8 protein-coding genes and 1 pseudogene are annotated in these 16264 nt (G+C 52.0%); 3 read left to right on the top strand and 6 right to left on the bottom strand.

Going from position 1 to position 16264, the window contains the following annotated elements; all coding sequences use genetic code 11:
* Window positions 1-251 precede the first annotated feature (251 nt).
* The 6 genes and pseudogenes from QZ170_RS01985 to QZ170_RS01965 form a co-directional block, all read right to left on the bottom strand.
* Window positions 252-1076, bottom strand: a complete 825-nt coding sequence (locus tag QZ170_RS01985; RefSeq protein WP_297176344.1) for a hypothetical protein — start codon at window positions 1074-1076, stop codon at window positions 252-254.
* Between the two features lie 1065 nt (window positions 1077-2141).
* Window positions 2142-2822 (bottom strand): hypothetical protein, encoded by a 681-nt coding sequence (locus QZ170_RS01980; protein WP_297176343.1) that lies wholly within the window; start codon window positions 2820-2822, stop codon window positions 2142-2144.
* Window positions 2819-6850 carry an RHS repeat-associated core domain-containing protein gene (locus QZ170_RS01975; RefSeq protein ID WP_297176341.1) on the bottom strand — a complete coding sequence of 1344 codons (4032 nt, stop codon included), beginning with the start codon at window positions 6848-6850 and terminating at the stop codon, window positions 2819-2821. The genes QZ170_RS01980 and QZ170_RS01975 overlap by 4 nt, the downstream gene beginning before the upstream one ends.
* 293 nt (window positions 6851-7143) lie before the next feature.
* Complete coding sequence (locus tag QZ170_RS01970) at window positions 7144-7386, bottom strand: hypothetical protein (protein WP_297176339.1); 243 nt, start codon at window positions 7384-7386, stop codon at window positions 7144-7146.
* Between the two features lie 1492 nt (window positions 7387-8878).
* Window positions 8879-9124: pseudogene (locus tag QZ170_RS09110) on the bottom strand (SpvB/TcaC N-terminal domain-containing protein); the annotation flags it as partial.
* 253 nt (window positions 9125-9377) lie between these two features.
* Window positions 9378-9878 carry a T9SS type A sorting domain-containing protein gene (locus QZ170_RS01965; RefSeq protein WP_297176337.1) on the bottom strand — a complete coding sequence of 167 codons (501 nt, stop codon included), beginning with the start codon at window positions 9876-9878 and terminating at the stop codon, window positions 9378-9380.
* A 1094-nt stretch (window positions 9879-10972) separates the two neighbouring features.
* Here QZ170_RS01965 and dgt point away from each other — a divergent pair.
* The 3 genes from dgt to glyA all read left to right on the top strand — a co-directional run bounded on the left by dgt (window position 10973) and on the right by glyA (window position 16133).
* Window positions 10973-12313, top strand: a complete 1341-nt coding sequence (gene dgt / locus QZ170_RS01960) for a dGTP triphosphohydrolase (protein ID WP_297176409.1) — start codon at window positions 10973-10975, stop codon at window positions 12311-12313.
* A gap of 240 nt (window positions 12314-12553) precedes the next feature.
* Complete coding sequence (locus QZ170_RS01955; protein ID WP_297176335.1) at window positions 12554-14557, top strand: DUF4954 family protein; 2004 nt, start codon at window positions 12554-12556, stop codon at window positions 14555-14557.
* 298 nt (window positions 14558-14855) lie between these two features.
* Complete coding sequence (gene glyA / locus QZ170_RS01950; protein ID WP_297176333.1) at window positions 14856-16133, top strand: serine hydroxymethyltransferase; 1278 nt, start codon at window positions 14856-14858, stop codon at window positions 16131-16133.
* Window positions 16134-16264 lie beyond the last annotated feature (131 nt).

Below are 16264 nucleotides of genomic sequence, written 5' to 3'. Positions count from 1 at the left end.
GATAGCGACATCCCCCCAAGGGAGAGATTTGTGCGCCTGTGCTAGGGCTTCGATCTTTATGGCTACGAAAACTCCTTGCCCTCTGATTGATATAGCTTGTTCTACATCCTCCGAGAATCACACAAGATCTCCAATAGCAAATACGTCTACGTGACGGACATCATAACATTATATCTATCGTTCATACAAGCGATTTGGCAGGGATGCCACAGCTCCCCTATATCGTCACACTTTACACACTTCCCCTGCTCTCACCTTCGGCTATTGTACAGTGACTTCTTACCCATAGAGGACTCGCTGAAGTCAATCTGGAGGGTCACAGACTTGATCATCTCGGTATAGGGGACATATCTCTTCCCAACAGAGTCGGTAATCACTCCTCGCCCATGAAATAGATCCTTGTGGAAGATATCCGAGGGGATGAATACCCGAAAGGAAATACCAGCTAGAGAGAATGCCAGGAGATTTAGATACTCGACCCTCACCCCATGTGCTGGTAGTAGGACGGCATGATCTGGGAAGTCATACTGGTAGATGATTGATCGTAGGTAACGAGCTATCATCTCCTCCGCACGTAGCCGATTGGAATAGTCAGCTACAAGGGAGTCACTGATGCTGGATACATAGAGATACCATTGGAGCCGTGCATAGCCCATAGCTGAGCCAACCCCCTCCCCCTCATAGACCTCTCGTGGGGGGATTAGCTCTTCGCGCTCATCGATTGTCCACTCGATCGAAGGCATATGCATCTTGCCATATTCGGGATCCCACCTACTGGAGAAGAAGAATGGGACCAGGGTATAGTATCTTGGGGCATCATTGTAGACTTCACCCTCCACAAGATAGCGGGTAGTATCCAGCAGGAACTGTGCTTCCAGCAGAGGATCATGCGCCTTACTTAGCCCATAGTCACTCTCTGAGCAGATTGTCCCATTAAAACCTCCTACTGGAGCAAAGCTACCATAAGAGGTCGCAATGGTTGGGACGTAGCAGTTCTTGTTCCCCTTGTTGTGGTACTCGATCCTCAGGAAGGGGATCCTACTCAGGGTATCTAATTTTGGGGATAGATCATGCAATAGGGTACGTTGCCACCATCCTCGGTCAGGCCAAGCCTTTGCTCTATCCCTCCACTCTAGTGAGAGCTTAACGGCGACACGCTGAGCCTACATACTCCCACAGAAGAGCAAGGTGATCAAGAATAATCTTAGTTTCATAGTGCTACTTAATGATGAAGTGTTGGTACACATGACTTACCCGTACTGTGCCTACTAGGGAGTGTAGCCTAAATAACATAGGTCTCGTCTTATCCCCTCTAGAGGCTTCATTGGGTGTCTAGTCCTCATCGTGTGGGGTAGAGAGGTAGGAAGGCTTCCCTACACCACTGCTTACTCTATATAGACTGGAGGGCCCATTTTTTGGTTACGTATATCTACGTCCCTAGAATATGATCCTTGGCGCAGACTCTTGAAGTAATATTCCTCTAGCAGGGAGTCGATAGGAACCTCTCCATAAGGGTCGCAAGTACGATACACACGGAGCTCCTTGGTCTCTTGGTCGTAATATACGAGAAGGCCAAGATCTGGATTCCCCAAGTAAAATACCGTAAGAGACACCGACGAGGACAGAAGAGGTATCATAGGATCATCTGGCATTATGGAGTGCGGGAGTTCTTCTATCCTCCCTCCAAGAAAACACTGGTACCATGTAGAATCTACATCCAGTAGGTAAGCCTTACCCCCAATCACAAAGTTAGGATCTAGAAGGCTCCAGACAGAGCCAAGAGACAGCGTATCTAAGACTGAGTAAGGCAGTCGTCGTACACTCCGTCTTAATCCTATCTGTGGCACAACTACGACCCGAAGGAAGCTATCAGCAGAGATCCACTGCACCGCTAGATATTCATCTCGGTGAACAGCCAGATTCGTCTCCATCTGACTCAAGAACTGCTCTAGGGAGAGATAGGGCTTGATCTCCTTTTGGTCCCGAGGGATGTAGCACGAGTTCGCACCACAGAGGAGCATGACCCCACAGAGTATCCAGATAAGCTTACGCAAGACCATTTTGATCACTCTTTCATTCTCGAGTCTAGCCCTCACTAGTCACGAGGGCTATGCTCATGTTTTTACTTTATTCTTTTCCGCCTACCTAAGTAGCCGTTTCCCCAGCCACTGCATCTGCTTATAGCTCCGCCCACGGAGATGGACAGGTGCAAGCTTTGAGTAAATTTGGACGACCTCGGGGAGCACCTCTGAGGGGGGCACCATTCTATCCCTAGGCGATCTATAGACCTCTAGCTGCCCCGCACGAATGAAATAACAACGATAGCCCTCCTGTATGCTCCTAAAGGCCAGTGGCTCTCCCCGACCCAATAGCTCCTCCAGGAAGCATCTCTCTACAGAGTCTATCGGTATAAGTCTCCTTCTAGGGTTGGCAAGGTCGCAGGTATACCAGCGCTCATCCTCCTGTTCTACAAACACGGCAACCCTTTTGAAGCTCCTCGTATCCAGCAGCGCAAAGAATTCCTCCCAGGTGTGGAAGTATGGCTGGCGTCTCAGCTTCGTGTAGTACTCATATTTGCTTATCTCTTCCTTGAAGCGAAGGGTGGGAACGAAGATCACACGGTGCGCCCCAGCACCAAGCCCTGGTACTTCCCGAAGCAGAGCAGACCTTTGCCTGCGGAGCGACTGCTGGAGCTCTTGAGCAAAGGCGCCTATCTCTATCCGAGCTCGCTCCCTAGGGGGGCGAAAGCTCCTCGGACGTCTCTTCGTCCCGCACGAAGCTAAGAGGAAAAGACTCAATAGAAAAGCAACGAGCCGTCTCATTTAAACATGATTTTACTAATATATGAGAAAACATAATCCGATGGTAGGGATCTTGTCGTCCCTTTTAGAGGATCCCAAATTGTAATCTTCAGGTAATTATGATGTCCTCCTCTTATCAGGTTTAATTTCTGGCCAACATCTACAGATACGATGTTAACGGCATGACCTGTCCCATTAATGTTAACGGTTCCAATCATTTCGACTCCCTTACGTAGCTGGCCTCCCACCTGTCTCCACGTGTCATTCTTAAGATCCTCCACTTTAAAATGTACCACTCTTACATTGTCAGAATCAAATGCACGATCATAAAAATCAAAATCTGCTCCCTCTCTATATCCTGACAATTTCAAGAAGTCTTCGGCACTCCGATTAAAGTGACCTTTGTCCGCATACTCAGAAGCATAGGCATAGCAATACTTTTCGGAGTTTGGCTGCGCGGGTATACCTGTTTTAGGCAATGACCCATAATGTTCCATGTTCATATACTTCGCCCCTGTCCAACGATTTGCGCCCATTTTCTCAGCCAGTTTATACCCCCGAATACCACCACTAATAGCCCCAGAAATAGCCCCTCCGGCAGCTCCCCAAAGGGCACTACTCCCAGCATCTAAAAAGAAACCTCTACCAGCAATGAGGTTATTCAATCCATTAAGAGCAATTCCTGACACAGCCCCCGTAAGAGCTCCTGATGCTGCGCCAATCGCTGCTCCTGTAAATGCCCCTAGAGCCAAACTTGATGCAGCCAGAGCTCCTCCTGTGAAACCAGAGAGCCCTCCGACCAACGCTCCTACACCAAAATAGGCAAGGAATCCACCAAAGCCCGAGATCTGCTGTCGATGAGCAATAGCATTCATTGTCCCCCCAATAATGGCTCCTATCGCAACAGGAATCAGCCAAAACACCTTTCCACTCTGATCTGTATACCTCAGAGGGTTATTTAGGCAGTAGCTGTAGCGATTGAAGCTCTGCGAGAAGTCTGGGAGCTGTACGTATGGGTCAGGGCTCAGGAAACGTCCTGTGTAGGGGTCATAGAGGCGGGCATTCATCTGTATAAGATCAAACTCCGGCAGATGCTCATGTCCTGTGAAGCCTCGGCCTAGGAAGAGTGGCTCCTCCTGCCCCTCTTCCACACGCCCCCAAGGGCTATAGTGATAGTGTGCCCTCCGAGTACCATCAGAGGCCACGATGTCCGTAATACTCCCGAGGTAGTCCCGTGCGATGTAGTAGAGGTGCCACCCCTCACGCTCCTTGACCAAAACAGCTGGAGCACTATAGGCATCTCCCTCCAGGTAGAGTCGAGCAGTCTGCTCTCCACTCTGAGGACGGTGCTCCTCTTCGTACTGGTTGCCCCAATAATAGACCTCCCGCTGTAGGGTATCCCCTCGGGTGAGCCTCATCCGTATCCGATCCAGAGCACCATTGTAGTCCCAAACTGCCCGATAGGAGCCCTGTGTGATGCTCTCAGGTCGATCAAAGGAGGTATAGGTCAGAGTCTGCTCTACTTCTGTCTTCAGGTTTGTTGGGAGCAAATCTGCGATGCGGACGAGGGGGCTTCCTGAGAAAGGGACTGGCTGGGGCATAGGATCCTGAGGGAGCTCTACTGGATCAAAGCAACTTCCCTCAAAGCTATTTACTTCTGTTAGACGATAGGGGTGCTCTCCGTCCTCATAGAGGAAGTTGCATCCACCCGAGAGTTCATCCCCTGTCCGAATAAGGTTTCCATTGGAGGCATAGGTACAATTACTTCCCCTATCCCAGTTATTAAGTCTGTTTAGAAGGTCGTAGCCGAAGGATTGTGTCCGTACAGTATCTCTCACCACCCAGGAACGACGAGAGAGATTGCCCGTACGGGGATCAAACTCATACGTCTCGCGCTGGACGTCTCCCATCGCACGTCCTGTGAGTACCCCCTGAGGGCTGTAGCTGTATGTACGTAGCTGTCCACCTGTACTAGCCTCTGTAGGTATCCCCATATTATTGACCGCACGCAGCCTCCAGATCGTATCTATCGTGGGACGTAGAGGAGACTGTAGTCGGGTCATCATATGATGACCATGGGCGTAGCTATACAGCTCGGTGAACTCCTCTGACTCTGGCGTGCGATAGGTCAGACTGGCGACCCGCCCATCTCTATCGTAGCCATAGGTTCGTTTAAGGATTTTACTCGGTGCGACTCCCTCCTCTTGGGTTGCTATCCGCCCAAGGGCATCATAGGTATAACTCTTGAAGCTTCCGTTAGTCGATCGCTCCTCTATGGGACGACCATAGGTGTCATAAGTATAGCTTGTGGAGAAGGCCTTATCTCGATCGATCCTTAGGAGACGACCGTAGGGATCTGTAGTCGTAGTGATGCTACCATTGGGGGTGACATATCGCTTGGTATAGGTACCATCGGAGGCATAGTTATACTCTGTCTCCCTCAGCCCTGCACTCGGATCATCTAGTCGAGTCTGACGACCATAGTCATCATACTCGAAGGTTGTCCACCCTCCGTCTGAAACTCGGATACGCGCAATCAAACCATGCTTATTATAGTCATAGTAAATCGTTCCACCTGCATCTTTGACGGAGCTAAGCTGGCCAACTTCGTTATAGGTCTGGGTCTTTGATACCCCCTCTTTAGTCTCTGTCGTCTGGTTGCGTTCGTAATGCCAAGTCGTCTCCTTACCAGAAGCCTCTACATAGTAAGTCTTACGGCCATATTCATCGTAGCTATATTCGTTCCAGGAAGTCGCTGTTGCCCCTCTGTAAGGGAGGGACACCTGATAGACATTTCCCTGCTGATCATAGTTGGTATCTGTCCAGAGCATCGAGCCATCGAAGAGTTCGGATCCTTGCTTCAGGACTCGTCCTAGAGCATCATAGAGTGTATGGGTCGTAGGGGCTCCTGTGGATCTGGTAATCTCTGTGTATTGCCCATGAGAGTCCTGTTCATAGCTAGTCGTGCGAATAGAGCCATCTGGCCCCTGTACGCGTACAGCATTGCCCCAGATATCATACTCGGTCTGTGTCCTATTACCTAGGACATCGATCTTCACTCGAGCATTCCCTCTTTGATCAAAGTCAGAGGATTTCACGATCAGCCCTAGAGCATCGGTCTTGGCCACCACATGTCCCTCACCATCATAGGTGTAAGTATCACCAAGTAACTGAGAGACCTCGTAGGGAGCGGACTTCTCTGAGATTAGATGTCCCCTATCATCATAGCTCCAGACAGATCTCTTTAGGCGAACTCCGGCACCCGTACCATTATCCTGAGTCGTCGTGGAGCTGATAGGACGAAGGAGTGCATCATGCTCCATCGTAACTGTTGTCACCGTCCTCGGTTGCGTTCCTATGGTCAGCTCTGTACGTGTCTGGCTCTGTGTTCCTAGGAGATATAGGCTAGGACTCAGACTGTGACGATAGGTATTATAGGCAGCTTGGGTTCGAGTGGAACTTCCATCTAGGAGGGAACTTACTAGTTGCTCCTTGGTCACATACTGGTAGGGATCGTAGGTGAGTGTCTTCTCTTGGCTGGTACCCATGAGATGGTTCTTCGTATGTACAGCGGAGAGATGGTATCCCCATCGCTTTCCTCTCGGGGGATACTCCCCTTGGGCATACTCCATATGAGCCTCCTCCGCAGGACGAGATTCTGACAGCCCCAACAGGCCTGTAGTTACGGAGATGGGAACTCCTCTCAGGGTTGGGGCATATCGTGTGACCTGCTCTGTGAGCATCTGTAGATCCTCCACCCTCGTCTGCTCAAATCCACAGAAGCCAAGTCCTAGCCGACTAACCATAAGATTCGTATAGTAGTAGAGCTTATCAGCAATAATCGTCCCCGTCTCATCAGGCAGATAGGTGCGCTGCCCCTGGAGTAGGTACCAAGAGGGTAAGATGCGACAGAGTCCCTCAGTAATCTGCGGTTCAGTTATAAATGTCTCCTTATAGGACGTTCCATGGTTGATACGGCTTATCTCCCGGAGATTCGCATACTGATTACACTGCTCGATCCCTCGGCTATCAATGAAATTAGTAAGCAAGCCTCGCCTCAGCTGATTAGATCCTAAAATATAGGGGATGCAAAACCCGTCGCTCTTCACACATAGTAGCTGTGCGGTCTGATCTCGGGTGACTAGACTCAGTGGGATCGGTTGGATAAAACCTGTCGGGAGGAAGGCGCTACGGGTAGAGGATATCTCTCCGTGCTCATTGAAGTACACTGAGATACCCTGATTATCTATATACACCAAATCCGATAGCCCATCATGATTCATATCTATAGCAAAAATCTCATAGGGGCCTCCCCGATCACCCTCTTTAGCGGAGTCTGCACCTAGTGGAAATAAGCTCTGTTTATATGATTTAAAGCCTCGTCCCGTATTGATATAAAAATGCCAATTAGAACCCTCGTCGTGAAACACGAACCAGCCTCGCTCGTATTCTGCATTATCCGGATCAGGATTATCTTCCCATTGCCAATAGGATTCCTCCACTGGAACAAAAGCATCCATAAGCCCATCCCCATTAAGGTCACACCAGTGAAGGGAGGGAGAGCTGGGGAACTGATCTTGTCCATCACGCCCCCAGTCTGAGAGGTGTTGAAACTGTCGACTAGAAGGTTCTACGCTATAGCAGGTCATTTTACCATTTCTCACTTCACACAAATCAGTTCGACCGTCACCATCGACGTCGAGAGTGTGAATAGATGATGTAGGATCAAAAAAATGCCATCCTGATGGTAAGACCTTTCCTTGCTCCAAATCTACAAGAGCATAAGACCCTCTCTGATATTGTCCATATACATTTTCATAGGGAGAGGCGACGAGCAACTGTATTCGACCATCTCCTAGAAACGACCCCCAATAATAATAGGGGCTTGTAGGACTAGTAAAAAATGGATTAGAAACACCACCAGAGACAGTCACTATGAAACGCCGACCCTCTGAAATGGTTCGTCCCCAATTTTGATTAATATAATAGACTGTTATCTCTATTTGTGTCGCAAGAGGAACAATTGGAGTACGCCTTGGTGAATATTTTTCCTCTCGTATCACTCCGGCTAGATTAACCTTTACAAGCTCATCCACCCCATCCCCATCGACATCTACAGCACGAAGTTCTTGGAAGCCTTTTCCGGCAAGCAGTTTAATCACCCCGGGATACGAAGAGAGAGAAGGCGTCACTAGGATCTTCTGATCCGGAGCATACAGACTACCGTACTGATGTCCTTTTTCACCACCTGAATACTTAGTACTCACTACACCATAGGTTGAAGCCTTGGGATAGATAATAAGGCCATCATTCCCCTCCCCTCTCATGAGACGTCCACGCTGGATAATCTGGTCTTCTCGATCAATGTCAAATGATCCTGCAAGACGGACAGACGCCCCTGCGGTAAGAGTGCTCTCCTCTCCTTGCTCCTTGTCATATTGGTAACGTAGACGTATCGGATTGAGCTTATTGCCATGAGACGAACATCCGATCTGCCTTACGTAGTAGCGTCCTTGTTTCCATTCGTGCTGTAGCTCGTAGGTCATAAGTTCCTCTCCTCCGGAGTAGACGATGATACGTTTAAGGAGTTTCTTTTGAGCCACGGGCTCCCCATAGGCATAGCCCTCTGTGAATGCCTTCCGATCTTCATAGAAGAACTCTACCCGTTCGGCTTGCTCTCCACCTCGACCTCCATCTATCCGATGAAGGATAATCTTTTGGATATAGTCTATCCCTGCTACTCGATCATATGCAAAGGTCACACTATTACCTAGATGATCCGTCAGTCTACTGAGAGGGGCTCCATACCGTCTCGGGGTCGAGGTACTGAGCTCATATATCCCCACTGTTCCGTTGGGGTAACGTACCTCATAGCCATTTTCACGCACTCTACCGAGGACATTCCCCTGCTCAGTAATCATGGGGTAGTCACCCTGAAGGACGTGATCAACATTGGGCACAAAGCGAACCCCATCAAGGCTTATTGCCTCCCACGACAGGGGGCTAGGAGACCACGTGGGGCTACCTGCTCCTCCATCAAAATGAACAGTCTTATTTGTCGGAAGGATACTTGACAGACCAGCTAGGCTCCACCCATAGCCAGCCACACCATCTCCGGCCTGGCTATTATAGACCAAGCTCAGAGTCGGAGCTAGCTGTACCAAAGGACCTAAAGTGATCGGGATAGAGTAGCTAAGTCCCCCAGTCGCAGTCGGACCAGAAGTGTAGGGAATAGGGGGCGCCCAGACACTAGGAGCTAAGGTCTCTCCTACATATCGAGTAGGGGAAGTTCTTGGATATCCACCCTCCTGTCCCCCTTCCATTCCCAAAGCTCGTACATCAGAGCTCTTCTTTGCACCTTTGAGAGATGTAGCAGTCTTCAACTTTCCATAATCATAAACCGAGGCCGAATACGTGATGAGTGTATCTCCATTGCTTTGGACTTGTACCGTAGAGTCTAGTGCGTTCTTATTTTGCCCCCACAGACTACTAGCACAGGAGCAGGAGAGTCCCCCAACGAGGAGGAGAAGACGCAGAGTATAAGATGACATGGTTGTGTAGTATTAGTTAGGTTCGTTAGTTCTTTCGGATCTTCCACGCAGATCGATCCTTCCCTACAATGAGATGCAGGACATAGAGGCCTGCACTCTGGCCTGAGAGATCAAGCATGGTCGTCACGGAGGCAACCTCCCGTCTCACGACCACTCGACCGAAGAGGTCATAGACCACCAGGACTGCACGCTGCTCAGGGCGATAACCAAGGAATTCGATCGTCAGCTCGCCTTCGGTGGGGTTGGGGTAAATACGAACCTGACCTCGGTCGATGGTCTCTGTAACATAATCCCGACCACTTAGGTGACGACAATCCGCCTCATCCCTTGGGTCAAGGTCAGATGCAGTCTGTTGTGTACTATCCGCGCTCAATGTACGAAGTCCCTTGGGCTTCTTCGAGCCAACGACTAGCTCACGACGGACTCTATTCCCAGCGGCATCATAGGCGAAACGCACCCGTCCCTGTCCCATGAGGGGGAGGCTACCCACGGAGAGTAGTAGAATAATAAGGTATAGGTACTTCATAAAGAACCTCGTTTATAGTTAGTAGTAGTGTGGCAAATATAGATATTCTTCTGGATAAATACAAGATCTCCACATATTAAATATTTTACGGAAGCAAAGCACCTTACACAACACCTATTCCATACAAAGAAGTAGCCCTAAGGAGGGCGTCATACCCCACCTAAGTCAGGCCTCCAATAGAGCCCGTTGCCCACCTCTTGACGCACCTATTCCACCAGCAACAACACATCCGAATCTCCCCCCCAGCACCTACCCTTCGGAGAGAGGTTACCCTCCTTGCAAAAACAGCCCACCTAACTACCTCTCTATCAAACTCTCCGAGAGCCCCAAAACGTTCATACCGAGAGCGCACTTGCGCTCTCGGTATGAACGCTCCCATCACCTATGTAAGGTGACGAGTGCGCTCTTACCGAGTCCTCTCCTGTGATCATTACTACTCCTCAAGTAGGACTCTCGGAATGAGCGTTACGACCTGTGTAGGAGCGCATTACCATAGCCGTCATAGCTTACGCCATACAGTGGTAGGGACAGGCACACCATACGCATAGCTGAACACCCCACTCACCCTGATGATCAACTCCATATATATAGTGAAGGGAGATAAGAGTGATCGTGCCTTGAGATGGAGGCCCCGGCCAGGTCTACCCCGACCGACACCAAGAGACCTAGTACCAGGGACGACGCATGATCTCGCTTGCACACTCCAGCCTTTGGATCTTCGGGGGTATCATTTCGTATCCCAGGGAGCCTTAGCCCACCCCCTAGAGATCCGAGGCATTATCTCAAAGAAATAGACATACAAGCGAGCCCTACAGAGGAGATACTTAGAGCGCACTTGTGTACACGCGTGTATACTGTTGTGTACACGTGGGTATACAGTTGTGTACACACGTGTATACTCATCCCTCCTAGGTAGGAAGTATACACTGGGGATCTCTATACCTAGGACACGGATACTTCTATCTTCGGCGTATGCTCCTTGACGACCTTGCTCTCGCACCATAGTGATTTCATCCGTCAGCCCTGACCTAGTGGCAGGTAAGGAGGGAAATTGAGTACCTTTGCGCTACACCTACATTATTATGTAAGATATGATGCACTGGGAACAACTCCTCTCCGATAGACGACTAGGCGCCGATACCTCCGAGCGCAGGCCGACGACAGCGCCTGCCCGCAGTGACTTCGAGCGTGACTATGACCGCCTGGTCTTCTCTCCCCCCTTCCGTAGACTACAGAGCAAGACGCAGGTCTTCCCCCTACCTGGCAACATCTTCGTACACAATAGGCTGACCCATAGCCTAGAGGTAAGCTGTCTGGGGCGGTCACTCGGCAACATCGTCGCCGACTGCCTCGTGGGGCGTTACCCCAAGGCGAGCGAGATCCCCCTGCGCTCGGGACTCAGTGCCATCGTCAGTGCCGCTTGCCTAGCACACGACATGGGCAACCCTCCCTTCGGCCACAGCGGAGAGCGGGCGATCAGTGCCTACTTCAAGGAGGGGAATGGTGCCCGCTGGCAGAGCCAAGTAGAGCAGGAGGGTGGACGCTGGGAGGACTTCCTCTACTTCGAGGGGAATGCCAATGCCTTCCGCCTGCTGACCCACCAGTTTCAGGGGCGACGTGTGGGGGGCTTTGCCCTCACCTGCAGTACGGTAGCGAGCATTATCAAGTATCCCTACAGTAGCCTGCTAGCTAGGGGGAAGAGCAAGTTTGGCTTCTTCGAGACCGAGGAGGAGACGATGCGTATCGTAGCCGAGGAGCTCGGACTGATACAGGTCAGCGATTCGCCCCTATGCTATGTGCGCCACCCCCTCGTCTACCTCGTGGAGGCAGCCGATGACATCTGCTACCAGATCATGGATATAGAGGATGCCTACAAGCTACATATCCTGAGCTTCGATGAGGCACGTGACCTCCTGGAGGCCTTCTTCACCGAGGAGGAGCTAAGAGGGATCCGCCGTGTGGCATCGAGCATAGGAGACCCCAATGAGCGCATAGGCTACCTACGCTCCAAGGTCATCAACCTCCTCGTCGAGGAGGCAGCCTCTGTCTTCCTCGACTCAGAGGAGGATATCCTCAGCGGACGCTACACCGGGACACTCGTCCAGCACCTCTCTCCCCGTAGCTATGAGGCCTACCGAGTCTGCAGCGAGGTGGCTCATAAGCGGATCTATTCGGCTCATGGAGTCGTAGATGTAGAGCTCGCAGGGCATAGGATCTTCTCGGCTCTGCTGGATCGGCTCATCGAGGCACAGTTACACCCTGAGCACCTATACAGCCGTACCCTACTGAGCCGAGTAAGTAGCCAGTATGACACGAGTAGCCCCACCCTCTACGGCAAGATCCAGTGTGCCCTAGACTACATCTCGGGCATGACAGACATCTATGCGCTAGACCTCTACCGCACGATCACGGGGATGAACCTCCCCGCTGTATAAGTGGGGAATGCCTCCCTTCCTACTAGAGGATATGAGGGGGAGAGAGCACTCTAGGGAGAGACTTGGGAGGGAGGATCAAGCTGTTTAAAAGTGCTATCTTTGCTCTAGTAAACATCATAGATATTTACAGTCTAAGGAGGTTATTCCCCGATGCGCCCCCTTGACTCCTAGACGATCACCCCGCCCTACGCTATTCACTCAGCAGTAGAGCCTTCATATTAAGTATAAATAGGTAGTCATATGAGTAGTATACAGCATGAGGGGTATCGTCCCCTCACCGAAGCAGAAATCGCCAGCCTCAAGGAGCGTGCGAACTCCGCTGACGACTGGTCTCAGGTCTGGGTCAAGGAGGGCTTCGTCCCCCGCCATATCCTCAATACGCACTTCTCTGGGTGGGTACGCCTCGGGCTCTTCGAGCAGACCTTTGACCTACCAGGAGGGATCTCCAAGCATTCCGGCCTCTACTACACCTACCTACATAATGTGGAGGTAGGCGACAACTGCTGTATCGAGCACGTCAATAACTATATCGCTGGCTATAGCATCGGCGAAGGGACGTTCATCAGCAACGTAGACACCATCCTCGTCGATGGGGAGACGACCTTTGGCAACGGCGTAGAGGTCTCTGTCCTCAACGAGACTGGGGGACGTGAAGTGCTGGCCTACGACCGCCTCTCCGCCCACGAGGCCTACCTGATGGCGATGTACCGCCATCGCCCCGAGCTGATCACCCGCCTACGTGACCTCATCACCCGCTATATCGATACCCAACGCTCCAGACACGGACGTATCGGAGCATACTGCCATATCACCGATGTAGGGAATATCACCAACGTGAAGATCGGGGACTATGCACGTATCATCGGTACTCGGCGCCTATATAATGGGAGTATCAATAGCGTAGAGGCCGCCCCCGTCTACGTCGGTTACAGCGTCATCTGTACGGACTTCATCATCTCCTCGGGCTCTAGGGTGGAGAGTGGCACAGCCCTCTCTCGCTGCTTCGTCGGGCAGGCCTGTACGCTAGCTCACGGGTATTCGGCCTCGGACTCGCTCTTCTTCAGCAACTGCCATGGGGAGAATGGGGAGGCCTGTGCCATCTTCGCCGGTCCCTTCACGGTCACGCACCACAAGTCCACCCTCCTCATCGCTAGCCAGTTCTCCTTCATGAACGCAGGCTCGGGATCTAACCAGAGCAACCACATGTACAAGCTCGGGCCTATCCATCAGGGCATCATGGAGCGTGGGGCAAAGACCTCGTCCGACTCCTATATCCTCTGGCCGGCACGTATCGGAGCCTTCTCCCTAGTCATGGGGCGACATACCACCCACCCCGACCTCTCTAACCTCCCCTTCTCCTACGTGATCGAGTCCTGCGATACCACGTGCATCATCCCTGGGGTGAACCTCAAGAGTGTAGGAACCATCCGTGACGCACAGAAATGGCCACGGCGAGATGCTCGCCGAGATCCTGACCGCCTCGATCAGATCAACTACAACCTGCTCAGCCCCTACACCATCCAGAAGATGATCAACGGACAGCAGATACTCCAGGATCTAAGACGTGTGGCCGGGCTCACCTCCGAGGTCTACACCTATCAGAGTGCTCGCATCCGCAGCAGCTCCCTGAGGAAGGGGATACATTACTACGAGCTCGCCATCCATAAGTTCCTCGGGAACTCCCTGATCAAGCGCCTAGAGGGCGTCGCCTGCACTAGCATCGAGGCTGTACGCACAGCCCTACAGCCTAGGGTATCCATCGGACTAGGTGACTGGGTCGACCTCTCGGGACTCATCGCCCCCAAGGCAGAGATCGTACGCCTGCTCCGCGAGGTAGAGAGTGGTGCGATCACCGACATCGCTCAGCTCGCAGAGAGCTTTGCAGACCTACACCGTCACTACTATGAGTACGAGTGGACCTGGGCCTATGAGAAGATCCATACCTACTATGGGCTAGATCTATCTCAGGCACGAGCTGAGCAGATCTGCGAGCTCGTAGAGCGGTGGCGTAGAGCGGTCGTAGAGCTCGACCAGGAGGTCTATGCCGATGCCAAGAAGGAGTTCTCTCTATCGATGATGACGGGCTTCGGAGCAGACGGAGACGAGCGGCAGCAGGCGATGGACTTCGAGCAGGTGCGGGGGAGCTTCGACAGCAATCCCTATGTCAGCTCTATCCTACAGCACATCCAGGAGAAGAGCGCCCTAGGGCAGGAGCTACTCGACCGACTCCAGCCTCTATGCTAGAGCTACGCCCCAGCACTCGTCGTGTAGCCCGCTGTATGGGATAGCCAGTATACCCTAAGTCCCTATTAGGTAGGCCTATCCTAGCACATATATCGGCTCTGAGCCCCTCTCGACTGATCCCTATCAAGGACTTCGTCGGGAGGGGCTCAGGAGCTATCTGGGAGGTGGTGATCTGATGGCAACTAATATAATTGTACATATGCTAGGGAATTCAGTAGACAATTAGTACCTTTGCCCTAGAAGTCTAGGCAAGAGAGCCTGGCTCCTCAAGCAACAAACAAATAACATCACACAAACTATGAACGATTCCGCGATCTTTAACCTCATCGAGGAAGAACGCCAGCGTCAGCTCAAGGGCATTGAACTCATTGCCTCGGAGAACTTCGTCAGCGAAGAGGTCATGAAGGCTATGGGTAGCTGTATGACCAACAAGTACGCTGAAGGCTACCCAGGTAAGCGTTACTACGGGGGCTGCGAGGTAGTAGACCAGTCTGAGCAGCTAGCTATCGACCGTGTCAAGCAGCTCTTCGGTGCTGAATGGGCTAACGTACAGCCACACTCTGGGGCACAGGCCAATATGGCTGTACTCCTTGCTTGTCTCGAGCCAGGGGATACCTTCATGGGGCTCAACCTAGCCCATGGTGGTCACCTCTCTCATGGGTCGCCCGTCAATAGCTCAGGTCTACTCTATCACCCCGTCGAGTACAATGTACGTGAGGACAACGGCCGTGTAGACTATGATCAGATGGAGCAGCGTGCCCTCGAACACAAGCCCAAGCTCATCATCGCTGGGGGATCGGCCTACTCCCGTGAGTGGGACTACGCCCGTATCCGTGCTATCGCTGACAAGGTCGGTGCTATCTTCCTCGTCGATATGGCACACCCCGCAGGCCTCATCGCTGCTGGCCTACTTGAGAACCCCGTAAAGTACGCCCATATCGTCACCTCGACGACACACAAGACCCTACGCGGCCCACGCGGTGGGATTATCCTCATGGGCAAGGACTTCGACAACCCATGGGGCAAGAAGACCCCCAAGGGCGAGATCAAGAAGATGTCTGCCCTACTCGACTCCGCCGTCTTCCCCGGGGTACAGGGTGGTCCACTAGAGCACGTGATCGCTGCTAAGGCCGTCGCCTTCTATGAAGCCCTCCAGCCCTCCTTCAAGGAATACGGCAAGCAGGTCAAGAAGAACGCTCAGGCTATGGCCGACGCCTTCGTACGCCGTGGCTACGGAGTCATCTCAGGCGGTACAGACAACCACTGTATGCTCATCGACCTAAGGGGTAAGTTCCCTGACCTGACAGGTAAGGTAGCCGAGAAGGCTCTCGTCTCTGCCGACATCACGGTCAATAAGAACATGGTACCCTTCGATAGCCGCTCCGCCTTCCAGACCTCAGGGATCCGCGTCGGTACCCCCGCTATCACGACCCGTGGGGTGAAGGAGGACAAGATGGAATACATCGTCTCCCTGATCGACCGTGTCCTCTCTGCACCTGAGGACGAAGCTGTCATCGCAGCCGTACGCAAGGAGGTCAATGAACTGATGCTCCAGTATCCTATCTTCGCTTACTAGTAGCTCACCATGGCTATGCTTAGGATCAGCCCACCCATCCAGGGCTCCTCAGCAGACACCTAACGACAATCCGTCCGAAGCTCCCCCTCCGACTGCCGAGGGGGAGCTTCGGACTCTTCCTATTTAGATAT

Source organism: uncultured Porphyromonas sp., from assembly GCF_905372525.1.
Classification (GTDB): domain Bacteria; phylum Bacteroidota; class Bacteroidia; order Bacteroidales; family Porphyromonadaceae; genus Porphyromonas.
Note: the sequence above shows the minus strand (reverse complement) of the source record. Positions and strands in the feature narration are given on the sequence as shown.

Bases quoted from the DNA above. Each gene is read 5' to 3' on its own strand.
- glyA (WP_297176333.1), top strand. From the start codon at position 14,856: ATGAACGATTCCGCGATCTTTAACCTCATCGAGGAAGAACGCCAGCGT.
- QZ170_RS01965 (WP_297176337.1), bottom strand. From the start codon at position 9,878: ATGAAGTACCTATACCTTATTATTCTACTACTCTCCGTGGGTAGCCTC.
- QZ170_RS01955 (WP_297176335.1), top strand. From the start codon at position 12,554: ATGAGTAGTATACAGCATGAGGGGTATCGTCCCCTCACCGAAGCAGAA.
- dgt (WP_297176409.1), top strand. From the start codon at position 10,973: ATGCACTGGGAACAACTCCTCTCCGATAGACGACTAGGCGCCGATACC.
- QZ170_RS01970 (WP_297176339.1), bottom strand. From the start codon at position 7,386: ATGGACAAGATCAGTTCCCCAGCTCTCCCTCCCTTCACTGGTGTGACC.
- QZ170_RS01980 (WP_297176343.1), bottom strand. From the start codon at position 2,822: ATGAGACGGCTCGTTGCTTTTCTATTGAGTCTTTTCCTCTTAGCTTCG.